This is a genomic window from Pedobacter nototheniae (assembly GCF_032678625.1).
GTDB classification, from domain to species: domain Bacteria; phylum Bacteroidota; class Bacteroidia; order Sphingobacteriales; family Sphingobacteriaceae; genus Pedobacter; species Pedobacter nototheniae_A.
This window is the reverse complement of sequence record NZ_JAVTSO010000002.1, coordinates 483,383-508,109: the sequence shown is the minus strand read 5'-3', so window position 1 is coordinate 508,109 and position 24,727 is coordinate 483,383. Positions and strand designations below refer to the sequence as shown.

The following is a 24,727-nucleotide window of genomic DNA, read 5'->3' as shown; positions in this document are numbered from 1 at the left end:
AGATATTTTCCACAGGCGGGTTGCGCTACACCAGCCTTTTATTAAACGATATATAAGCTACCGCTGCAGCTGGTATCATCAATAAAAAAGCGTAATCATCTATACCGCAGGGTATCACTTTAGTAATGGTAAAAAGCTGCCCGGGGTAATAACTCCCTCCCTGCGGCTGCCCGTTTGGAATGCGTACCCTACAAGTGCCCGATGCCTGTAAAACCGTTTTATTGGAGCATTGGAGATAAGAATAAGGGCCATTGCCATTATCGTACACAAAATCGGTACCGCTGTAAACGGTTTGATAAATTTGGCCAAAACTTGGATAATAACATGCGCTTCCGGCTTTAGGCGGGCTCTGCGCCTGGCTTGCTGTGCTTATGCAAATGACAAAAAGCAACAACAACAATAGCTTTGATGATTTCATTTCAATAGGTTATAGGGAGACGATTTTAAATAAACTCCCCTATTGAAATCACAGACCATGCCAATGCAAATAACCGAAAGCTGATTGCCGGCTTCCTTTTCCTTTAATGTCTATTTCCTTTGGTTGGTATTATTACTATACCAAAGCATCATTTATTATAGTTGGTGATAACACCAACCATAAGCTAAAATCCCAATACATATCCTTAACACTTTGGACTTGAGAAAACACTTGGTTAGAAAACAGCAATAAAAAGAAACTATATATTATTATTTTTTTTTATAGACTTTATATAAAGTAAAATTTACTGACTTAAAGTATTAATGAACTATATGAAAGATAATTTCGTATAGTTCATTAATATTGTACCGCATAAGATACCCTTTTCTATATTTTTAATTCCACTTAATAATCGCTATACGTATAGTGGTTTTATCCAAAGTGACATTAATAGACCCTCATTATCAATAAAAGCAATACATTTATTAATAAACTCAACACCTTCTCCTTCGAATTTTGGATCACCAATACAAAACCAACCTGTTTTTTCATTTTCATAAACCTGTACAGAGACTTTGTTAATACTGTAGCAAAGATCATATTCAAATTCTCCCTCAACCATAAGGATTCCCCTTTTATATTGAGGGATATTTTGGTTAAGTTTAACCCTTTTAGTATCCCCTCCTGAAAAACCCCAAATTTGCACCACTTGCTTATCTACGACAGTTAATGTCACTTTATTATAGGCTAATTCATAGTCAATCTCGTTTATAATTGGCTCTGTATCAAATGAAAAATCCTTTTTAATATATTTCACCACTCCTTGATGAATGTGCTCAGTTTCAACTATTTTAAATTTCATTACACCTAATATGTAAAATTGAAATGATATATTACTTTGGTTTGTGGATTTATGCCTAATTCCCATGTGCCATTTGTTCCTCTAAAGTTGCCCGGAACCCTCCAATTCACACCACCTAAATAAGTTGCATCTGCGCTTCCAGGCCCAGTTACCATTATTTCTTGAACAGTTAATGGAGAGTTCATATAAGGTCTTGTAAGCTGGCCTTTATTCATTCCACGCTTTACTACTTCCTTAAGATGATTTCCTGCGGTTTCCGTAAAAGTATATTCTGGAGACGATATCCCTGCTTTTGCTTCAGCTATAACACTGGCTTCTCCAACCATTGTTGCCGAGTACAACAAACTTGTACCCAAATACGCCCAATATGCTGGAGATCTTAAAGCACTTCCCCATAAACTACTTAATGCGCTAACGCGTTCACTAAAGCTTTTACCAGCAACATATTTAATCATAGCGGGACTTGGTATCCCATTTAAATAAAACCAATCAGCAATGTTAGTATAATATTCTATGTTTGCCCTAAAGATATTTAATTGATCTGCTTTGATAAGATATTCAACACCATTTTTTGTTCCTCCGTTGCCCAGTCTGGATGCAACATAGAATGATAATCCACCATTACTATTAAAAAAAGGCATTAAAGTATAACTTCCTACTTCAATAGTATTAGAAGTACTTCTTAAACCTAAGTTGAATAATTTAGAACCTCTATATTGTACCAATAAGTAAAAATCTATTCCATTTCCTGTGATTGGATCTTGAATCGAATTTACAATATCGAGCATTTCTGCTTCTGAATAATAATAATTTGCATCAAAAGTATACGTTAGTGAGGTTCCTCCTCCTCCTAATGAAGGCATTGAATTAAAAATAATTGCTTCCCCACTAGAACTAAAAAAATATGGAGTATAATTACTTGAAGTATTCGTTCCGTCAGGCCCGCCATTTCCCAAACTAAACTGATAACCTACAGTAAAGGGGCCTGCGCTTGTATTCGGTGTAAAATATGATACAACCAACTCCCCATTTGCATTTCTAATCTCTGTTACTGTACCAACATATTTTGATCCATCGGGTGTGGTAACTGTAGTATTTGGTTTAGGTGGAGTTACTATTAATCCTGCCGTTCTTGCGTCGGCTAAAAGTTTATCAAAATCACCCTCAGGAATCTTGCAATTTAAACAATTAGGATCTACCCCATAATTTTTAGTTGCCGGACCGTCATCTGGTCCTATCGATGGCAATGTAGGTTTTTTAGGTTCCGTTCCTTTTGGATTATTAGGATCAGGCACTACACCACCATTATCATCTACGGCCATTTGATTAGGAGTACAATATCGACCATAGGTATATCCTTTAATAATGGTTACACAAATTGGAGGACCAGCAGGTCCGCTTTCACCGCTAGCAGCAATACAGCTTGTACCATAAATTGGAATTTCGATGGTATAGCAGAATTCTTGTGAAGCGACCTGGATTCTTCCATCACCAAAATTATTCAGGTTAATTTTTTCTCTTAACCCTGCGTTCATAGTTTCTCTATAACCAGCCTCTGTACCCTGACTAATACTCTGTACCGCTTTACCATTATCAAATGCCCATCCATTAACAAAATTACCTTGTTTATTATAAAAATAAATATACCCAGTAAAGTTATCTACCTGTGTGTAATGTGCTGGCAAATTGGAAATGCTTGACATGTAATAGCCATCGGTTATTTTGCCAGTCTTAATATCTTTAAATATCAAAAGTTTAAAGTTACTGGTAGATTGATAGTCTTTCTTATCACCTTTACTTAGAAAGCCATTAGTTATAAAAGCATTATCAGTGCTTGTTAAATCAACTTCGTATACAGTTTTGTCTTTTAATTGATTTACATAAACATTATTCCAATTGGGGACCATTTTAGCAAACAAAATACTCTTTTGATCAAAGTTTTTGCTTTGCCAGTCTTTTAAATTTTCAATTTCATTTTGGGATAATTTCCCTGCATTTAAATTATCCTTTTTACAAGATACTATAACTAAAAGGAAGGCTACAAAACAGAGGCTGATTGCCTTAAAAGGCAAAGAGAGTGCATTAATCTTTCTCATCGATTTTTAATAATTGTTAAATAAATTAATAGGTAAGTTTTAACAAGGATGATCGGACGAAGATAATTCCATAAATTTAATGCAGCGGTTAATTATAATTAATTTACATGAAATAGGTCATTACTATCCGAAAAGTCTTCCATTAGCCCTATTATCGAAAGAAAAATTACATCAATCCCAGATTGGTTACGTAAACCAAAATTTACAGCATATTTTATATTCAATTATTTTTTTAATAAATGAATGTTAAAAGACTCAATCTATATAAGGAAAATATTATAAATTCTTAAACCTTTTTCGTTTACAGTATTGTAATAAATGCTCAATTGCAAAAAAAGGTCTCATAAAAGTGATTTTAGACGTATCTTCATTAATTTTTATTGAAATGGTGATGATATATAATTACTGGAGCAGGGCAACAGGATAATTCAAAATCATATAGTTTAGAAATGTACATTCCTGCTTGATAATTTAATTTTTGCAAAATTCAAAACATAATATTATAATGAAATACTATTTCCTTTTCTATATTCTTTTTTACTCTTTTTCAGCGTCATGTCAATCTACACCAAAAGCAAATCATAATCCCAAGGCTGTTGCGCTTAATAATAAAGCTTTTAAACTTTTAATAAATGGAACCGAAATAAACTTATCAGACGAGCAGAGAAGTAAAAAAGCTCTGCGTATTTTAGATAGTGCAACTACAATTGATTCAAAATATAATTCTGCCTATTTAAATAAGTTATCTTCGTTACTCTATTTAAGAAAATACAAGTTAGCTATCGAAACTGTTGATAAAGTCATAAAAAATGGACAATCTCCATTTCTTTTTAGAGCATATTTAAGCGGGGGAATTATTCAAAAAGATTATTTAAAGCAGAATGAATCTGCTTCAAAATATTTTGATAAGGCTTATAAATCAGCAATCAACAAGGCTGAGCTGGATAAACATAAAACTGTAAACTATGATACAACAGTTTCTCTTGTTTTGTACTATTCAAAGGGAAAGGAAGAAGCTATAATTTATTTGAATAAAATCACACCACTTTATAAAAATCAAAAAGCAGTTACCGAGCTAAATGCATTTAAAACAATGATAGCTAATGGGAATGTTCATAATGATGATTTTTTTAAAAACTTCAGTACTTATTAAAACTTAAAAATGATTCATCCTTTGGTATGGGGATAACACCAACTATAAGCTAAAAAATACTATAATACCCCTATGAATTGACACTTTTTATCTTAGTGCTCTGTTACCATTTATCGTATAAATTCATTAATCTCTCGTAGCTTAAACTGATCTGAGAATTGGAAAAGCTGCCTTAATATCTGAGTATGTGCTGCACCATAGATTATTAATACACGTTGGGTCTCCGGCTTTATTATATTTAACGCATATCTAAAAGTCTTATAGTCGCGAAAACTTCCAATTTCGGTTTTTTCGGCACCTAAATTTTCATCTAAATATAATTCGCCTAATCTATTGGCTGTATATAGTTTTTCAATATTTTTCGGATCATTTAGTGCCAAATACATTTCCTTCAAAGTTATATTTTTTTCCATTCCATAATATTTTTCAAATTGATGATGGATTGAAGAAATTAATGCTGAATAACCCTTATCCGCTTCATATTTTATAGGGGGACTTAATACACTTTTAGCATATAGAAAATAATTCTTTTCAATCTCATTTTTGAAACTTTGATTATTAGAATCCAGATTTGGTAATCTCCAGTCTATTCCCTGTACACTTTGAGACAGTTGCAATTCTGCAGCTAATCTTATACCTATTTGATAAATTTCATTATTGAGGAGCCAATCTATATTCTTAGGCAATTTTTGCCCCTTCTTAGCATACTCAAATGCGGTATTAAAAATTGAATCTTGAACAGATGGTCTTTCAACTAATATCTGTTGGGGGTTAAACTTTTTTAAAGCATTCAAAATTTCGCTCAGTTCTTTCTGTTTCTGATTACTTGTAATGGAATCTGATTTAATATTAGAATAATGAGCCGTTCCCAGGATAAGAACTTCCCGGTTTTGGCCATATATAAAATTGAAGAAGAAAACCAGAAAGACTGTAATTTTAATTGATTTCATGATACTTTTTCTACAGAGACACTTCAAACTAATTGAATGTTGCATGCAGAATTGATTTTTCTTTGGTTGATACTCACCAAATAAAGCATAAACCTAAATAGTTGGTGATAACACCAACCATAAGATTTAATAAAAGTCCGTTATAAAATTATCGCAAGCATTAATAAAGCACAACCGTTTGTGTAATTTTCGCATAGCAGGTAGACCGATTTTATCCAGTTTAGCGAAAAGAATGGATCGACGGTTAAAATGATTATTCCTTTTTTGCAGGACTTTCAATTTGCACCCACGTATAACTTTCAGGTGCTAAAACACATTGGTATTCAATCTCATAATTTCTGTTTAATTTGTAGCGTTTAGCTTTTCCATTCTGCTCTTTAACCAATGCGTAATCCGTTAAACCGGCATAATACAATGGAACTTTGATTGTTCTGCTTATTTTTTCTTTTAACGGATTGTAAAGCATCAACATTCCTTTGGTTTTTAAATCAGGATTTACATGTAATAAACCATCCCAATCTCTCCCATCGGCCCTACGCAAATGCACCATATCAGAATTGAGGATGTTCCTGTACTTTTTATACCAATCGATAACCCTAATTACGGTTTTCCGGGTCAATTCTGTATCGTACAACCTGGGGCCACGATAACAGGCCTGAATACCTGCACCATAATACTGAACCATAAGTTGTTCATAATCTTTAAGGTGGTTGTTCAGCGGTTCTAAAACAGCTTCGGGGCCACCGCCCTGGTATTTTGTTAATGGCACGAAACCCCAGCTCATGGAAGCTGTTTTTTCCCAGGTGCCATCGAAAATATTTTGCCGGTTTAAAATAAGTTGCTGTGTTCTTGGCAGCGAAAAATTAACCTCCCTGTAACCCAATCCAATTTTATGTGTACCATCCAAAAAGTACCAGTCAGGCGCATTAATGTACACGCCCTTTTCGTTTAGCCAGTGGTACAATTCTTTCTGAATATTAATTTGCTGCCATTGGGAATCTTCAAGTCCTTTATGCCCCGGGTGGCTTGTTGATGCACATACATCTCCGGCATAAGGTCCATCATTCTCCCATATATCAAAACCGGTTTGGGTATAAAAATTTTTAATTTTATCCCTGTAGGTCAGTCCCCATTTACTTCCAAAGCAAGGGGCATTACCAAAAAATGCGCCTCCGGGTTTTCCTGTTTTAGGATCAATCACATCGTCCTCGTCACTTATTTTTCTGGAGCTGAACAAAGAGTAGCCTCCAATAAATACCTTTTTTTGGTGTGCATAATCTGCAAGTTCTTTCCATTTTTTAAGGTTAGCCGCAGTGGTATCTTCCATATTGCAATGGCTGCCAAAGCTTAAAATCAATGCCTCGTATCCTGTAGCAGCACACTGATCTATTGCAGTACGCACCTGCTCATCATTACTGCTTACCAGGTGCATAAATATTGGATTTGCTGTTGTCCAGGGTGCAATCGTATTGTACATTTTACGGATACTGAGTCCTCTTCTTTCCCGATCATAACTATCCATCAGCAATTCGTGTGTGCGTACAGAATTAAAAACCGCTCCTTTTTTGAGTACTATCCCCGGACCTTTTTCGGGGTAAATTTCGACCAGACAAGGGGTTTGATAATCATAATTTACCTGTGAGGTATAGGCCGGATCTGCTTTCCAATGGGTTGTTTGATCGCTTAAATCATAACGCATAGAATTGTTAAATGCGTAATTGGTTTCGAAATAAATGCCCTGTGGTTTAGCCATTTGATTTACCCCGCCCACCACTGCACTTTGTTCTTCTACCATTCCGATAATTTCGCTCACAACACGGTCAATAGTGAAGGTCGCATCTGTATTGTTATTAATGGTCAGTGATTTTACAATCAGTGGCAGGCCATCATATAATTCGTAATGTACAACCACTTCCAGCCCACGGAGTTCTTTAGCGCCTGCCGTATAAAAAAATGAAATCTTTTTACCACTTGGCTGCTTATTATTAACCGCCCAAAATTTGCTCTTCCAGTTAATTTGTGGCTTAATTGCATTAATTTCATAGCGGTTAAACTTAAAATCATTTGCATTTGTTTTAAGCGTATCCAGCCACTCAGGCAAAACATAAGCATTTTCTTTCTGGCCGTTTAAACCCCCAATATTATAATTCTTGCCATTAATGGTTAATCTGCCTTCTGCTTTAACCGACCTAAGCAGTTGCTGCCCATTCATTAAATTAACAAAATCTGTACAGATTAGGTTGGGACTTAGCCTGAATGTTCTTTTTACCAGGCCATTATTAAGGGTAATTTCCTTTTTTTGAATTGAACTTGTTATAGAAGCTTTATAGGTTGAAGGTTTCAGAATCCAGTCGTTGTTACTTTGCTGTGCTTTTGCCAAAAAAGATAAAAGGACTGTAAACAACAAGAGGGAAATACATTTTATGTATTTTTTTTTCATTTTGGTCAGGTTTCAGTGAAGAGATTACAACAAAATCATTACCTGATGTGCAGGTTTTTGTTCATTTTAAAATACCTGAAACCCTGTAATAAAAGCAAAAAAAAACGGGTATAAAGCCTAAACCTTACACCCGTATCTAAATTAACGCTCTCAGGGGTAAATATAGCAAACTTTGTTATATATTAATACTTATTAAATAAATGTATTGGTTAAACGGGTTTATCCGGAAACAAAAAAGCAGGATAAATTATTAGATTATCCTGCTTTAAATACTACCAGAGGTGATTAGGAAAGCCTTTTGGCTACCTGATCCCAGTTAACTATATTCCAGAATGCCGCAATATAATCATTGCGTTTGTTTTGATATTTCAGGTAATAAGCATGCTCCCATACATCAATTGCTAAAAGCGGTGTACCTTTTACAATTGCGCTATCCATTAAAGGGTTATCCTGATTGGGGGTACCAATGATTTTTAACTTTCCTTTGTCAGAAATCAGCCATGCCCACCCTGATCCAAATTGCCCCAGCGCTGCTTTTGAAAACTCTTCTTTAAAAGCATCTACTGAACCGAAAGCCTTTTCGATTGCAGTTTTCAGCTTTCCCTGAGGAAGAACTGATGGCGTAGGTTTCATTGATGACCAGAAAAAATTATGATTCCATGCACCACCGGCATTGTTTTTGGCTTTGGCCGACATACCTGAAACATGAGCAAAAAAATCGGCTGCATCTTTATAATTTAAATTTTCAGCCTTAATGGCATCGTTTACATTTTTCACATAGGCTGCATGATGTTTGGTGTAATGAATTTCCATTGTCATTGCATCAATAGAGGGTTCGAGCGCAGCATAAGCATATGGTAAAGGTTCCTGAGCGAACATAAATGCGCGCTTACTCTTCTCTCCATCTGTACTTTCTGTCGCAAAAGTACTCAGCGGTAATCCGCCGATGCTTCCCAGGGTTATTGCGCCAGCAGCTGTTAGGGTTAAACCTAAAAATTTTCTTCTTTCAATTGGTTCCATAATATTTGTTCCATTAAATAACTGGATGAAAATGCTTTATACTTAAAGATACAAACAAAGAAGGTTTTTAGTTTTCGGAATTAATTTAATGACAAAAAACCCAGGAAGCATGATTATCTCCCCGGGCTACCCAATAAAAAAACTATTTCAAAAAGATTTTTCTTACCGCTTTATTTTCGGCATCTAAAACATAAATAGTTCCGTCTTTATCCACTGCCATATCTTCCATTGAGCCTATTTTAGCTTGATTAAATGCACCATCTGCAAATCCCAAAGTCAACTTTAGTAAAGTCGAAACTTTTTTGGTGTTGGTGTCAATTTCCCTGATGGCTGAATTAAAGCGATCGCCAGCAATTAATTTGCCTGTTCCATATAAAAATAAACCACCCGAAATGCTGTTAAACCTGGCTTGCAGGCCAATTCCATCGGCGTATCCACCTTCAGAAGAGCCTATCCAGGTTGACAGGTTTACTCCATCGGCACCAATACGTGAAATGCCATTGTTACTGCTCGAACTCGAATCTACGTAATAAAGGTTTCCGGCGGCATCTACAGCGCTATGTGCTATCGGCCAAAAAGGGCCAGTGATTTTTGAAAAAGCACCTGCTGTATTTACCCTGTTCATGCCCGCATAAGCGCTCACAATGTTGACCAAAAGATTTCCGGCATTATCAAATGTCATTAAGCCCGGTGAAAAGCCCGAAGCGTATACGGTATTCTGTCCAGATGGCGTAATTTTGCGGATTTGATTCCGGCCTATGTCCGAAACATAAATGTTATTCTGCTTGTCGATTACAATTCCATATGGCGTATCAAAAATTATATCAGTACCATTTGCCTGCAGTGTACTTACTGTGCCATTAGCTGTAATCTTTTTTACCACATTATTTGATCTGTCGGTTACATAAATATTACCATTATTATCTACTGCTATACCTGCCATATAACGTCCGAAAGCGTTGCTGTTTGGTCCACCGGCAAGTGTTTCTACTCCTGCTCTTCTAAATTGCTGAGGCGCTAAGGCTTCCTGACTACCTACCACAACTTTTAAATCTCCAGTACTTAATCCCATAGGTGCATCCAACACTAAACTGTTTTCGGTGGCTGTTTTTACGGTTGCCAATACACCGTTAAAATAAACTTTGTTATTAGCTGCAACTGTACTAAATCCTGATCCTTTTATCGTTACCGTTGTACCTGTCAGCCCATTATCAGGGCTAATTGAACTAATACCCAAGGTTTGATCTTTAAATTGTGGCCCATCTACGGCCTGATCGTTTACCACTATACGAACAAGCCCACTGCCCGTACCACCAGGTATTACAAGTTTTAATTCGTTTTCGCTCGCTGATTGAAGCGGCACTAAAATTCCATTAATAAAAACCTTATTCTCCTCTAACACCTTACTAAACAAAGTACCTGATATGGTCATTAGGGCATCTTTAGGTCCGCTTAATGGCGAAACATACTCAATAGATGGTGCAGCAACTACGGTAAATATAGGTCCCGTGGTTTTCTGCCCGTTGATGTTTACCGATAACGGACCGGTTTTTACGCCCTCAGGTACTAATACAATTAATTGTTCTTTAGTGGCTTCCAGTACGGTTGCGGCAGTTCCGTTAAAATCAACAATATTTCCTGCTGCCAATTCTTCAAAGCCCGTACCTGTAATGGTAACCTTTGTATTTTTACCACCCGTTAATGGTTTAATTGCGTTAATGGCCTGGCAGGTAAAATTCTGTCCTTTGGCTTCCTTGCCATTAACTTTTACCATTATAGGGCCAAAACCGGCCTCTTCGGGTACTTCGGCTACAATTAAATTATCCGATACACTCACCACTAATGCCGCTTTACCATTAATAAAAACAGTAGCCAGGCCAGTTGTACTGCTAAAACCAGCACCTGTAATTCTGATTTGCGAACCAGCCGGACCATTTGCCGGCAGCACAGTTGTGATGGTTAAATCCTGATAGGTATAGGGTCCAATATCAAAATTTTGTGTATCATATTTTAAGGTAAGTGCGCCTGTAGTACCACCTTCGGGCATACGAATAACCAAAGCTTCGGCCGTTGCACTGATTACCTCTGCACCTTTCCCAGAAATAGTAGCTGAGTACTTATTAATATCGGTACCAAAGCCTTTTCCGGTAATGGTAACCAGCGTACCGGCATTTCCACTGTTTGGATAGTAACTCTCTATTTTAAACGCTACGGCAACAGGTTCCGTTTTGTCCTTTTTACACGCTCCGGTAATGAGCAAGAAAAACAGCATCAGCCCGATACCTAAATTCCATTTATGTTGACTAATCATATTGATTTATTTTTATGTTAAAAGCTATATCTTAAGCCTAATTGCATTTGTGTTCGCGAACCAAAATAATCTATGCTATATGGCTGCCCCGGATTGCTGAAAGTAAATACAGGATAATTTCCTTCATTTTGCTGTGGTGGAAATAATGTTGGCGTTAAACCTACGCTGCTGGTTGAGTTAAAGGTATTTGGAGAGAAATACTGTATGCCCCAGGTTTTATTAATCAGATTGGTAAGATTGATGATATCGACATTTAAACTCAGCGACTGTGATTTAGCATTATTTACGAACAACTCATGTGCAAGATGTAAATCGGCCTGTACGTTCCAAGGTGTACGCCCCTTATTACGCTCTGTAAAATTTCCCCTGCGGCTGTTCAAATAGGTATTTCCATCAATAAACTGGTTAAAGGCCGCAGCTTGTTGTACGGCCGTTTGCCCCTGCAGATCTTTGAAAAAACGGATGGCTTCATCGCGTTGCGGAATATAAGCCAAACTTACCTGCTGTGACAAACCCTGAATGCTGCTGTTTACAATACCATAACTAAACGGACTGCCCGATTGCGCACTGAAGAATAAACTTGCTGTAGTTCTTCCAGCCTTTTTCCACTCGTGCGTATAGCCGATACTGGACACAATACGATGACGGGTATCGAAATTACTATAGGTAAGTGCAGGATGGTTAGGCACTAAAGCCTGGTTTAACTGCCAGTTACTTTCCATGGAGTTACGTACACCATTACTTAAATCTTTTGATTCGCCATACGTATAAGACGCACTGATATTTAAAGCTTTAACAAAAGTTTTAGTCACCGATCCGGTCAGGCTGTAACGATAGCCCTGACTGGTATTGCTTAACAAGTAAATATTAGAAAAACGCGGATCAACCGTTCCATTGTAAACGGGTTGCTGTTTTTCTTTATCATAACCATAATACAGTGGGTTATCTTTAGTATTTAGCTGTTGAAACAATACATCTTTTAAACTTTTGGTATACATGCCTTCTACAGTAAACCGCCAGTCGTTTTCGGTTTCGTAATCAATACCCAAACTCCCACGAAACACCTGCGGCATTACGAAGCCATTATCAACCAGATCGATTTGTGTACGACCGCTGTTAGGGTTATTAATTACGGTACCATTTTGCTCAATAAAATTCCCTATGCCATTTGTACTTGGTTTAATGGCATCACTTCCGGGTGCAAAAGGTTGCTGATCGGCTTTTTGATCAAAAGCGCCAAAATTATTACCCGTGTTGTAATAGGCATAGGCTAACCAGGCGAAGGGAATACGGCCCGTAAATAAACCTCCTCCTCCTCTTACAATCAGTTTTTGATTGCCTAATGCATCATATCTGAATCCTAAACGGGGTGATAATTGTACTTTATTTAAAAATTTATTTTCAATCCGGTTAAGTGGTGTGTACGTGTAGGTATTGCCAAAGTTTGGATCGGCGATAATATCCCGCACTTTATCACTTAATTGAGGCATGGTTGGCAAATTCACCAAATCGGCACGTAAACCCGGGGTGATGCTTAATTTATCACTGATCCTGATTTCATCCTGTACATACAAACTGTACATGTTTACATTAAAATCAGCTGCCGGGTTTGCCAATAAATAATCCCTGCTGTTATTGGTATAATTGTAACTTCCCCTAACGCGGTAAGGATTATTACGGATAAAATCTTCTATGCTTTGATAATCCACACGACCGTTCCAGGCATTTACAAAACCATATTGGATATTGTAAAGTTCGTTGTGCGTTCCAACTAAAATTTTGTGTCGTCCTTTAGTCCAGTTTAAGTTAGCGGTAAACTCCCAGGTTTTTTGTTTCATGTTGAAGATGCTCGCTTCACGATCGGTACCCAAATAAATGGTTGTTCCAGGTGTGTGCCCCATAATCTGCACTTGCGGTAAGGTAGGATCGCTCAGCGGATCGCGGTTATCGCTCACATGGGTAAAGCCTACTAATAAATTTCCCGAAAGTTCATTACTGAAACGGCTTTTTAACTCGGCTACCGTACTGGTTTGGTTATTTTCCTGCTGGAAAGCCATACTGCTGAAACGAAAATCTTGCTGGTCGCGATCCATATGGGTGGCTTTACTGAAAATGGTGTTGTTCCTAATCGCCAGCTGGTGTTTATCGTTGATGTTCCAGTCTAAGCGGTTAAAGAATTTCTGAGATTTGCTCCAATTGGTATACACACCTGCTGTACCCGCATCAAACGTATTTCCATAACGCGTTTTAACTGCATTCCCAATTAATTCTGCATCGGCAATGCTAAGGATACGGCTCGTTTCTGCTGTGCCCACATACAACTGAGTTGGATCCTGGCGATGGGTAACCTCTTCATTACTAAAAAAGAACAATTTGTTTTTAATAATTGGGAAACCGATGCGAAAACCGGCCTGATAATCCTGAAAATCGTTGTTCATTTTACCAAGGCTGCCTACACGATCGTTACCGGTTATGCTTGCATTTCTGCCAAAACCATAAACAGATCCACTCACCTTATTGGTTCCGCTACGGGTTACCGCATTTATAGATCCACCCGTAAAATTCCCGATCTTAACATCAAAAGGTGCAAGGTAAACCTGCATATCTTCAATTGCATCTAATGAAACAGGGTTGGTTCTGGTGCTGCTCCCATTCATGCCTGAAGTACCTGTTTGTCCGCCCAGCGAGGGGCTAAAGCCAATGGCATCATTATTTACGGCACCATCAATGGTTACGTTATTGTAGCGAAAATTGGTTCCGCCGAAACTATTATCACGGCTTCCTTGTGGTGTTAAACGTGTAATATCGGTAATACTGCGGTTAATGGTTGGCATATTTTTAACCTGCTCGGCACTTATATTTTTACCCGTTCCGTACGTATCGGCTTTTAGTTTTGATTTACTTTTAGCAGATACGACTACGGTACTTAACTCCTGGGCATTTTCCTGCAACACAAAATTTAGCTGCTGACTCCCGCCCAGTCGAACAGCAACATCGTTACGTACTTCGGTTTTCATCCCGGTGGTAGAAACCGTTACGGTATAAGGCGCGCCAATTCTTAAATTGTTTAAGAAATACCGGCCATCCACATCGGCAGAAATTGCATAACGCGTTCCGGAAGGTGTGTGAACCGCAATAATTGTTGCACCAGGAATAGCGATTCCCTTTGCATCTTTAACCTGCCCTGTTAATGAGCCACTGGTTTCTTGTGACATGCCATAAATGGAAGTCAGCATTAAAGCACACAGCATAATAATTTTAATCCCAACCTTTGGCAGCGGCATAAAAAGGTACTGCAAAAAGACGGGTATGGAATATATAATTTTCTTCATCAGTTTAATTTTAATTGTTGCATTTTATCCCTATTGGGTAATTCGCAAAACACCATCTATAATATGTAATACACCGTTACCCGCCAGGATATCTTGTTTGACTAATTTTACATTTGTTGTATTTCCAATTCCTTTTAATGTTATTCCGTTAAAACTCCCGGGTGCGCTGGGGTCTGGGGTTAAAATCATGGAAACAGAATTGCCATCGAGCATGGCCTGGCGGCTGGTGTTGGTTGATCCTGTGCTGAGGATATAATCGTAAATAAAACGCCTGTCTTTTACAATGTGGTAGTTTACCAAACGCTTTAGCACTTCCTTATCGGTATTATTAATTTGTTCTAAACTGGTATAACCCATTGCTTCCATAGCTTGATTATTTGGGGCAAAAATGGTATATGGACCGGCTTCGTTTATGGTTTCTAACAATCCCGAGCTTTTTAAAGCCTGCGTAAAAAGTGTAATGCTTGATTCGGCTGAGGCTGCATCGCCAAGCAAATCATGCAGATACGGACTTAGTACGCGGTTAATTACTTGTATTAAGCCATTTGAAGCCGGAATATTTTGCGATATAATCCGCGAGCCGTTGATGGTTAGTACCGTATCTTTTCCCTTTATCCAGTGCGTAGCATATAATTTACCACCGCGCGAGCGCAATTCCTGGTTAAAAAGGAAAGGTAACCTATTCAGTTCGTATTTTCCATCTAACGTGTGGTAGTAGGCAATGCGCGAAATGGTGGTTGGATTTGCCGTAAGCACACTAACCGGATTGGCATAACCCGCTAAGGAGAAAGCCGCATCAGAAGGTGCTAAAATGGTATAAGGCCCTGCTCCCTGCTGTAATTTTTTATCGAGTTCGCTGCGCTTTAAAGCCGCACTAAAAGCAGAAAGATTAAAATTATCGGCTATAACAAGGTTAATTTTGTTGTTGTCGTAATCACTTAGTTTATTTTCATCTTTACTGCACGATGTACCCAATACGGCCATCAGCATTAAAGAAAATAAAGCGTTCTTTTTATATGGATTAATTTGCTGTGCCATGTTTTATTTTAGTTTAAATCCTTTAGGAAAAAGCAATCGGTCTACTACGTGGATTGGCCCGTTTAGCGTATTAATATCGCCCTCAATAACGGATGCTGCAGGATATTCAGATCCCTTAACCTTTACCTGTGGCATATTATTATTTACCGAAAACTCAAGTGGCATGTTATAAGCGTATTCTACGGTTACATTTCCACCTGCATTTACCAGATAGTTATTAAGTGCAGGATTTAAAACATTGCTGTAAAATACTGTCGCATTATTGATGGCTTTATCACCATTGGGTGAAGCAGTCTGAACAATTCTCCCCCAGTTGCGGTGAAAACTGTATACTGTATCCATTGGATATCCGCCGGCAGCCTGATAGGTATTTTCATCAAAAAGAACGGTTGATGCACTGCGTTTGTTAAATTCCATTACATCAGCAACAGTTTGAAAGCCCGCTTTATGGAAAGCTTCATCTGTTGGTGCAAAGAGCGTAGATACGGTTACATTTGGGCCAAAGTAACCCGGATATATTGGAGCGTTAACGCCCCAATCTTTTTTATAAAAGAGACGGTTCGAAGCATAATCCCTCATAATATCTTCATCCTCCAGCACCATCCCAAACAAAGCTTCAATATCAGCACTAATTTTAGACAGGAATAATTCATCCGTTAATCGCTGCGATTCCAAAAATATGGTAAACCTGCCATCAGCTTTTAAAGCTTCTAAAATGGTTTTGGTGGGTTTTTCTATTGCCTTTTCCATCAAATAAACACCACCGTTAGTTGCGGGCAAATAATTGGCCTTACCTACATTTTTGCCATTCATTAAAAGATCATCACCTTTTAACGCTACAAAATGTTTGTAATAATAATCATCGTAAGCGGTGGTACCCTGGCTATTGCCTTCATAATATGGCACATATAACCCCGGATGTATAAGCAGCGTTTTTACGACAAAATTGTCATTTCTAAGCTTGAGTTCATCTTTAGTCATGTAACCTATGGTGGTGTAAAACATCATTAAACTATCCAGCTCGGCAACTGGTAACTGGTTAATGGCTGCCGCTGTTAAACCCGCAGCTTGCATTGCGGCATCGTTAGGTGCAAAAACCGTGTATACAACCTTATTGCCATTTTGTTTAAGAATGTTTTTGATATTGCTTTTTTGCCAGGCGGTGTAATAGAGTTTGGCTGGCGAAGCCGCCAATAATTCATCAACCGTTTGTGTGGCATTATTTTGAAAAGGGACCTGCGCTCCTTCGGGATCGGGCAAAAATTCTGTTTTAGAACAAGCACTAAACAAAAACATGCTTGCCAATAAAATAGCCGAACCTAATTTTTTTAAATTTCTCATATTCGTTTATGATATATTATTTTTTAATCGCCTGATTCGGAGTGACTAATCCATCAACTAAATGATGGATTACACCGTTGCTGCATATATTATCGTTCTTGGCGGGGAGATCATTGGTTACCGATTTCACAATAACATCGCTAAATGTAGACCCGGTGCGAAGTGTAAGTCCATAATTAACTTTACTGATGGAAACCCTGGCGCTTCCAAAATTCATGTAATAGCTGTTGTTGTGCAGGAAGTAACTATACCCTCCATTGGCATTGATGATGGCAAATGCTTCCGAATCGGAAATAAAGAAGTGCTTATCGTATAAAAGGTAAGCGCCAAAAAGTAAATCGCCAAGGTATTTGCTTGCATCCATTGCATTTAATGATGCTTCTGTAATATCTACATTCTCAAGGGCTTTATTATCCGGGGCAAAAATGGTAAATTGTGTATTGGTATTCAGCTGATCCCATAGATTAAACTTTTTTAAGCCTTTTACAAAAACACTGTAATCGGGATGATCGGCAAGCCACTGTTGAGTCGTTTTCTTAAAATTAGGTTTCATTACTCCGTACAAGGTGTGCAAAACTCCATTTGCCAAAACCACATCTTTCCGGTTAACTTTTACCCCGCTAAAATAAAGGTCGTTAACAGCATTAGGGTTATTTGGGTAATTTGAAGCCAGCGTGGTATAAAGTTCAGTGCCCTCTAAAGTGGCATAACGTACATCAACACCGTTGTTGGGGATATCGCTTACCCTTAACCTGCGGGGCAGGATATGATAGCCAATTACTTTTTTAAGGCTGTCGACATTCATTTTATCAAAATCTGATGGATTGAAAATACCTAATGCATTAAATGATTCATCAGAGGGAGCAAGTATGGTAAAAGGCCCGGCACCATTTAACTCATCTACATAACCTACTTTTTTAAGCGCCGCATAAAAGAGGTGCATTTCGTAATTATTTTTCAAAAAATCACTTGCCGGCCGTAAATTTTCGTTGGGTAAGGGCACCGACAAATCATCGTGCTTACAGCCTGCAAAAAGCAGAAGCTGTAAACCCATTACCCATACAAAAAGTATTTTTCCCATTTGTAAAACAGGTTTGCTATGATTGAAATTGTTTAGTTTTTTCATTGAAATCATATTCTTAGTAAATGGGCGGTGCATATTTCCTTTGAATGGTGGTTAAATAAACTTTGCCATTAACCACCTCGATGGTATTTACAGTGGCAAAAGTTTTAGGGTTATTTACACCAGAATGGATATTGACCAGTAAATTGGGCAATATTGCGGCATTATCATTAGCCGTCATTCTTACCTTACCGTTTTGCAAACAGTTAACCGAAACCCAGTTTCCGCCATTATCTACAGAACCCTGGTAAAATGGATTCTTTGTGATATCCATACCCGGCACAAAAAAATCAAACCTTTGCCACATATTGGTGGTAATGCCATTCGCTGTTTTGCTTGCCCAAATTGGAAAACTTACATAAGGATTTACATCGCCCGTTGCAGTATTGAGTTTAACGTTAGCCAGGTATTTCCCCTTAAAACCAGCTATGGTTGGTCCATCCGGACTTAAAATAGTCTGATCTTCATAGAGCGAAAGGAAAACATTCATATTTTCTTTCATCCCGCCCTGAAAACTTGCCATTAAGAAATTATCCGCCTTTAATGATTTATCTGCTTCCCAGTAACCTTTGGCGCTCATGTTGTAAAAATTCACATAACTCAATGAATCCGATAAGGGTAGTTTTTGGAAATTCTCCTGGCGTATTAAAACCCCGGTTCTTTTGGTTACAAAATCCTTTTGCAACAAGTGCAGCGTATATACTTCTTTGCTGGTTAAGGTAATGGTTGTATCTATAAATATGTCTTTTTTCAACTGCGGTTCTAACTGAAAAAAGGAAACCGTATTTTTAGGTCTGTAGGCAAACATAATGCGTATTTTGCCCGATGGAACCTGCGCCCAGCTGCTTAAATCGAAACCGTTTAATATCGGGCCGACCAATACATTTTCTTTGCCCGGGTATTCGGGATTATTAACCGAAGTACTGTTACCAATATGTGATGGGTACGGAGGTGCGTAATCATCCCGCTGATCCAAAAAATCGCCGACAATTTCGGCACTTGTTGGCACACCATTCCCATCCATTACCGGGTTAATCAGCATACAAAAAAACGGCACTTTATTATCTTTACTGCCCAGGCTTTGCACGTAATTCAGGTTATTGAATACCCGTAAATAAGCCGGATCATCAATTTTGCTATAGTCTACCTTAACACAGCCTGCGGTAAGCAGCAGAAAGCCAACAGCAAAAAGCCAAACCAACTGTTTAAGCCCGGTTTCTATCGTTCTCTTATTTAATTTCTCTTTTTTCATTACTTGTTATGTTTGATAATGACCATTTTCGCTTTATTTGCAGGTGTGCTGCCATTGCCTGACTGGCCGATAAGGCCCACCGTATATATTCCGGGTTCTTGTACGGGCAAAGCTCTTCCTACTTTCTGATACAGGGTTTTATCCGCAATAAATGCTTCGCTTTTTAATACTTCAATATCATTGGCCCATATTCCCGGAACTACGTTGGGTTTAGAACGGTAAGCCATAATTTCAAAAACTTTTTGTGTATAAAGATTGCTTATGTACGGGCGTTCAAATAATGGTAAACCAGGTTGAAGGTTTACACCTGCATTTGGGTTGTCGTTAAGATTGGAAGATGGTTGCCCGTTGCTTTGTGTAAAAGTGATGTAAGGGTTACCCACTGAAAGATTTAAAAATCTTTTAAAGAAAAAATAACGGTACTGATTACGGCTATATGTAGCGTCATCTTCTGCTCCAAGATAGCTCGTACCACTTAAATCGTTCGCTACCATAAGCAACTTTGCCGCGCCCGACTGGTCGGAATACAGCCATGCGGTATAGTTTTGTGCCGGCCGAAGTACTTGGTTTACGCTCGCAATTGTTTTGCCCGAAGCATCAACCGCTTCAACCGTATGGCTGCCCTGAATAAAGTTTGCATACGGTCCGGCTGCTCCAAAGCCCAGATTATTTGCTATAGCTTTCCCATCTAACTTAAAACCCACATTTTTTGTATCTAAACCATTTACCCCTTGTACCCTGAAATAGGTATTGTTTGCTGCTGGACTGTTATCGCTAATAATTTGAAATGAATTTTGATAGGTACTGGCGGTTTCACCAATATCATTAATGGGATAATTAAATTTTTGCGGAGCGATTAAAATGGTATAAATACCTCCTGGCTGGTAGGTTTGAATGGGTGCATACGTTAATCCAGTCGTATTCATCAAATCAACCGGCACAGTTGATGTAGGCGGATCAATTAAGGTAATTGCATCAAATCCGCTACCCAATGCCGGCATTTGCCTTCCATCCTGCATCAGCAACTTAAACTGATACGTTCCATATGGCAACTCTATATATTCAGAAGTTCTGCTTGCCGCACTGATATTATTAGTTGCTGTATTTACCAAAGTACCATCTGCATAGGCCAGTGATACATTTCCGCTTAAATTTTCCTGTAGCCCACTGCTGTTAAACGCAGGGTTTTTAATTACACCGGAAAGGTTAACAACCCTGATTTTAAAATGATCAGGTTTTGATGGTGCGGTAATTCCCCTTTTAACCGGAACCACCTCAGGCTGGCCATCCATTACAAGGGTTGGCAGCAAAAAATAATCTGTTGGATTATTGTAATCGTTTTTTATGTCGAGCTTTAAATTACCAGCAATTGCAGGTGCATAAGTTCTGATCATAAAATCTAATTTTGCCGTTTCCTGGGCATTAAACAGGTCTTGAGGAACAAACCATGTTGCACCCAGCTGACCATTTGCAGGAAAATAAGAAGTACCGGGGTATTGCAGACTGTTAGGCGCATTAGGTACCCTTACAATGAAATTGGTTAAACTATCGCCGTTGGCAATTACCTGATTATAGCCTACCACATTGATTATGCGGGCAGTAGAATTAACCCTGTTTTCGGTTAATAGCCTGTTGTCTGATTGAAAATCGACTTTATTCTTTTTGCAAGCCTGGAACAGCAGCATTACACTGAAACACATCAGGCTAAAGAATTTATAATTTATCTTATTCATTATTTAAATAGATTATAGGTAAAGCCCAACATAATTTCGGCACCGCGGGTATAACTGCGGTTAATGTATTCGTTGCCATACCATTTACCTCCGGTTTGCGGATTGGCATACACGATTTTGATATCGGGGTTAAGGATGTTTTTGGCATAACCTTTAAATTTTACATTTTTGCTAAGGCGCTGGCTGAATACAAAATCTAAAACCGGTACGGGGCGGGTGTATAAATCAGGCTCACCTGTTAGGTTAATCTGAACCAAACGTTCGCCTACCACATTGAAAGTCAAGGTAAAATCAGATCCGGATTTTGGATTTTCGTAATTTAACCAGGCATTAACGGAGTATGGTGCTTGTTCAAAAAGCGGGCTGTTTTTAGGTGTGTAACGATCTAATGAGCGAATGGCCTCGTAACGTTGCGGTGTTTTTTTAATGTCGCTTTGCGCCAGTAATAAGTTAGAGCCGAAATAAAAGTTCTTTAACGGATCCCATAGGTTGCCTAAACTTTTTACCACCTCTAATTCAATTCCCCAAACCCTACCTACGTTAGGATCATTTTGGAACTGGATGGTAGGAAACTCCGGATAAGTTGCAGCTAAACCAGCCGTTTGCAAACTAAAAACTTTTACCAACTGATTTTCTATGCGTTTACCAAATGCCGAAAGGGCAATTACCTCTCCTTTTGCCGGAAACCATTCCCACCTGAAATCGAGGTTTTGAGTAAACTGGTTTTTAAGGTTTGGGTTACCTACAACAAGTCCCATTTGAAAGGCATCAAACTCGAAAACATTGGTAATTTCTCTTAATTCTGGTCTGGCTAAAGTAGTATTGTAAGCACCACGGAAATTCATATTTTCATTTAACGTATAGGTTGCATTAACCGAATAAAATGGCTTATAACCGGTTTTATATACCGAATTGGGGTTAATGGGGTTTAATGGAATTTTACTTCCGTTGGTTCCGCCTGCGGTTAAAGAAGGATCTAAAAACACCCCTGCTGTATCAACTGATGAACCTATATTGGTCATTTCAAAACGAACACCACCTGCGATACGCAATTTTTCGGTTAACTTTAAATCAACCATCCCATAAAAAGCATTGGTTTCGAAATAACCCGTGTAATTATTAGGCGATTTCTGACTGTTGTACAAAAATCCTCCGATCGGCATCATACCTTCACCCTGGTTACCTGCCGGCAGTTTAACCCCTATAAATTCGCTGCCCACCAAGCGGTTCAGATTACCCTCGGCGCCGTAAAGTGGCAGAGATTTATTGCTGGTAAAATTAGATCCCGGCAGGAAAAGCTGATTTTCGTTGAAAGTACGGTCCCTAAACAGGTAGTTAATCCCGGTTTTTACTTCCTGTTTTTGACCAAATAATTTAAACGGAATACTTAAATCACCTTTATAATTGTAATTTTTCTCATCAAGGTTTCTCCACCTTCTTCCGTTAGGTTCGGCCTGGATAATGCCATATGGGCCAAAACCATTTACATAACCCGAGGTTAGTGCATAAAGATGTTTGCTATAAACGGTTGCCGGAGCGCTACTTCCTGTTCCAACCGTGTAATATCCACCACCACGCGGGGTGTAATCAGCAAGACTGGCAAAACGAAAATCAGGATCATTTTGCTTTGATCGGGAACTGGCAATGTTATAACTTAAGCGGGGTGATAATTCTTTATCAAAAAACTTATGTTCGCCCTGCAGGTTAAAGGTATTCAGGTTACGAAAAGTTTGTTTAAGCGAGTAAGTTGTGGTTTTTACTTCACCGGGCAAGCCTGTATATTCATAACGGCCGGCCAAATTGGTTGCTTTGGTTTCGCCGCCCCAGCTGCCCAGGTATTGCATGCTGATTTCGTTACGGCGGTTAAAACGATAAGTAACACCAACTAAAGTACCATAGTTAAGCGTTTCTATACCTGTGTTTTCTTTATAGGTTTGGTATTTACCCATAAATAAACTGTTTGGCGTAATGTAGTTTGGAATATTACGTGGACTGTAAACATCAGGGTTTCCGGTAACAACGCCCTGATAAATACTGTACTGGGTTAAATCGCCCCCACTTATATCCGTAATGCGGCGGTAATAATTTCCACCCAAAATTAAACCGAGTTTATGTTTTTTAAAAACATTAAAACTATTGCCATAAGTAGCCGAATACAACTGATTTAAGGGCGCTTTTTTGTATTGTGTAGTCATTACCGGATCGAAAGACTGCATAATATTATTAATGCGATTTACTTCCTGGTAGGCTGTTGGACTATAGTTGCTATTGGCAATCATGTTTTGAATAGAACCTAATCCGTTTGGATATTGCTTTGCAAGGTTTTTAAAATCATCGGTCAGGTTTTTCTGGCTGATTTTATTTCCAAAAGCACCCATATCACTGTTCCAGAAACTGTTGTACTGACCGCCAATGCCTACGTTGGAATTTACCCCGGATTGTGCAATAATTTCGAAAGTTTCCTTTTCAGGAACAGATTTGGTTTTCAGCTCAACAATACCTGCAGCGGCATCGGCAGGTTTATCGGGCGTTACTGTTTTATAAATGGTGATATTATCCAGTAAAGATGCCGGAACCAAATCTAAAGGAATGGTACTCCGGTCAGGATCAGATGAGGCTAAACGTACTCCGTTTAACTGCCCGATAACACTCCTGTCGCCTAAACCACGGATGGCTACATATTTATCATCGGTAACGGTTACTCCTGAAACGCGCTGTAAGGCTTGTGTAGTGGTAATACTTCCTGTACGCTCAATCAGTTGCGCTGAAATTGCATCCTGTACGATGGCCGAATTTTTACGTTCATCTAATACAGCCACCTCGGTATTACCCTTTCTACGTGCTTGCACCATAACCTCGTTTAACTGGGTTGATGAAGCTTTTAAAGCAACATTTAACTCTTTAGTATTTGCATCAACCTTAATTTCGCGGGTGATGTAACCCATATAAGAAATAACCAATATAGCGCCCCCTTCAGGCACTGTAATGCGGAATTTTCCATTAACATCTGTTGATGCTGCAGCGCCACCACCTTTTATTTTAATGCTAACACCAATTAATGTTTCCTTATTCTTCTCGTCGAAAATCGTTCCTGTAATTAAAACTGGAACAGGTTTCCGGGTAATAACAACATAACCTTCTACTACGGTATACTTAAGGTTGGTATTGGCTAAAATATTATTTAAGGCATCTGCAACAGTAATATTCTCTGCATCGAGATTTACTTTTTTGCCTACTTTACTCAGCAGGTTTACAGCTGCATTGATCTGGATATTACTCTGCTTTTCAACAATGGCTAAACTATTTTCTATCGTTGCGGCTTCGAGTTTTAATTTAATTTTCTGATTAAGATCCTGTCCTGATACGCTACTGGCGAAAAGTACACCTAAGCCGGTAAGATTTGCAAGGATCACGAGAAAAGAGCATTTCATAAAGAAATAAATTTTATCTGCGGGCAGATTGTTATCAGCCACCTGCCTCAGTCTCTTTTTAACATGGTATACAACATTATAGAGTTGCTTTACATATCGAAAAGAAACATGCAGATGTAATACTTTTTGCATATTTTTGATCATTATGATTTTTCGCCTTTGGGCGGATATTTATTAATACTTTATCGTGGTCTGACGGGTCTTCGAAAACAGCCAGTCCGCTGATG

General features: G+C 38.4%; 15 protein-coding genes. 1 reads left to right on the top strand and 14 read right to left on the bottom strand.

Features of this window, described 5'->3' with window-relative positions:
* Positions 1 to 25 precede the first annotated feature (25 nt).
* The 3 genes from R2Q77_RS07840 to R2Q77_RS07830 all read right to left on the bottom strand — a co-directional run bounded on the left by R2Q77_RS07840 (position 26) and on the right by R2Q77_RS07830 (position 3,376).
* Positions 26 to 418 (bottom strand): hypothetical protein, encoded by a 393-nt coding sequence (locus tag R2Q77_RS07840; protein WP_316803166.1) that lies wholly within the window; start codon positions 416 to 418, stop codon positions 26 to 28.
* 415 nt (positions 419 to 833) lie between these two features.
* The gene (locus R2Q77_RS07835; RefSeq protein WP_316803165.1) at positions 834 to 1,280 is read right to left on the bottom strand and encodes a hypothetical protein; all 447 of its coding nucleotides are present in this window, start codon (positions 1,278 to 1,280) and stop codon (positions 834 to 836) included.
* Positions 1,281 to 1,285: 5 nt separating this feature from the next.
* A complete protein-coding gene (locus R2Q77_RS07830; protein ID WP_316803164.1) occupies positions 1,286 to 3,376 on the bottom strand; it encodes a hypothetical protein in 2,091 nt (696 codons plus the stop codon).
* Between the two features lie 505 nt (positions 3,377 to 3,881).
* On the opposite strand from R2Q77_RS07830, the gene R2Q77_RS07825 reads away from it, so the two are divergent.
* Positions 3,882 to 4,529 carry a hypothetical protein gene (locus tag R2Q77_RS07825; protein ID WP_316803163.1) on the top strand — a complete coding sequence of 216 codons (648 nt, stop codon included), beginning with the start codon at positions 3,882 to 3,884 and terminating at the stop codon, positions 4,527 to 4,529.
* Between the two features lie 110 nt (positions 4,530 to 4,639).
* Here R2Q77_RS07825 and R2Q77_RS07820 read toward each other — a convergent pair whose 3' ends face one another.
* The 11 genes from R2Q77_RS07820 to R2Q77_RS07770 form a co-directional block, all read right to left on the bottom strand.
* Positions 4,640 to 5,479 (bottom strand): DUF5694 domain-containing protein, encoded by an 840-nt coding sequence (locus R2Q77_RS07820; RefSeq protein WP_316803162.1) that lies wholly within the window; start codon positions 5,477 to 5,479, stop codon positions 4,640 to 4,642.
* A 253-nt stretch (positions 5,480 to 5,732) separates the two neighbouring features.
* Complete coding sequence (locus R2Q77_RS07815) at positions 5,733 to 7,919, bottom strand: alpha-galactosidase (protein WP_316803161.1); 2,187 nt, start codon at positions 7,917 to 7,919, stop codon at positions 5,733 to 5,735.
* 285 nt (positions 7,920 to 8,204) lie between these two features.
* Positions 8,205 to 8,798 (bottom strand): superoxide dismutase, encoded by a 594-nt coding sequence (locus tag R2Q77_RS07810; RefSeq protein WP_410479262.1) that lies wholly within the window; start codon positions 8,796 to 8,798, stop codon positions 8,205 to 8,207.
* A 283-nt stretch (positions 8,799 to 9,081) separates the two neighbouring features.
* A complete protein-coding gene (locus R2Q77_RS07805) occupies positions 9,082 to 11,250 on the bottom strand; it encodes an IPT/TIG domain-containing protein (protein WP_316803159.1) in 2,169 nt (722 codons plus the stop codon).
* Positions 11,251 to 11,267: 17 nt separating this feature from the next.
* Entirely contained in the window at positions 11,268 to 14,582 is a 3,315-nt protein-coding gene (locus R2Q77_RS07800; RefSeq protein WP_316803158.1) for a carboxypeptidase regulatory-like domain-containing protein, read from the bottom strand.
* A gap of 30 nt (positions 14,583 to 14,612) precedes the next feature.
* Positions 14,613 to 15,620, bottom strand: coding sequence for a fasciclin domain-containing protein (locus R2Q77_RS07795; protein WP_316803157.1), 1,008 nt, complete (start codon positions 15,618 to 15,620; stop codon positions 14,613 to 14,615).
* 3 nt (positions 15,621 to 15,623) lie between these two features.
* Complete coding sequence (locus R2Q77_RS07790) at positions 15,624 to 16,961, bottom strand: fasciclin domain-containing protein (RefSeq protein WP_316803156.1); 1,338 nt, start codon at positions 16,959 to 16,961, stop codon at positions 15,624 to 15,626.
* A gap of 16 nt (positions 16,962 to 16,977) precedes the next feature.
* Positions 16,978 to 18,087 (bottom strand): fasciclin domain-containing protein, encoded by a 1,110-nt coding sequence (locus R2Q77_RS07785; RefSeq protein WP_316803155.1) that lies wholly within the window; start codon positions 18,085 to 18,087, stop codon positions 16,978 to 16,980.
* Positions 18,088 to 18,100: 13 nt separating this feature from the next.
* Positions 18,101 to 19,336, bottom strand: a complete 1,236-nt coding sequence (locus tag R2Q77_RS07780) for a hypothetical protein (protein ID WP_316803154.1) — start codon at positions 19,334 to 19,336, stop codon at positions 18,101 to 18,103.
* On the bottom strand, positions 19,336 to 21,069 hold the full coding sequence (locus R2Q77_RS07775) for a hypothetical protein (RefSeq protein WP_316803153.1): 1,734 nt from the start codon (positions 21,067 to 21,069) through the stop codon (positions 19,336 to 19,338). Before R2Q77_RS07775 ends, R2Q77_RS07780 begins: the two co-directional genes overlap by 1 nt.
* Positions 21,069 to 24,632, bottom strand: a complete 3,564-nt coding sequence (locus R2Q77_RS07770) for a TonB-dependent receptor (RefSeq protein ID WP_316803152.1) — start codon at positions 24,630 to 24,632, stop codon at positions 21,069 to 21,071. The genes R2Q77_RS07775 and R2Q77_RS07770 overlap by 1 nt, the downstream gene beginning before the upstream one ends.
* Positions 24,633 to 24,727: the final 95 nt, after the last annotated feature.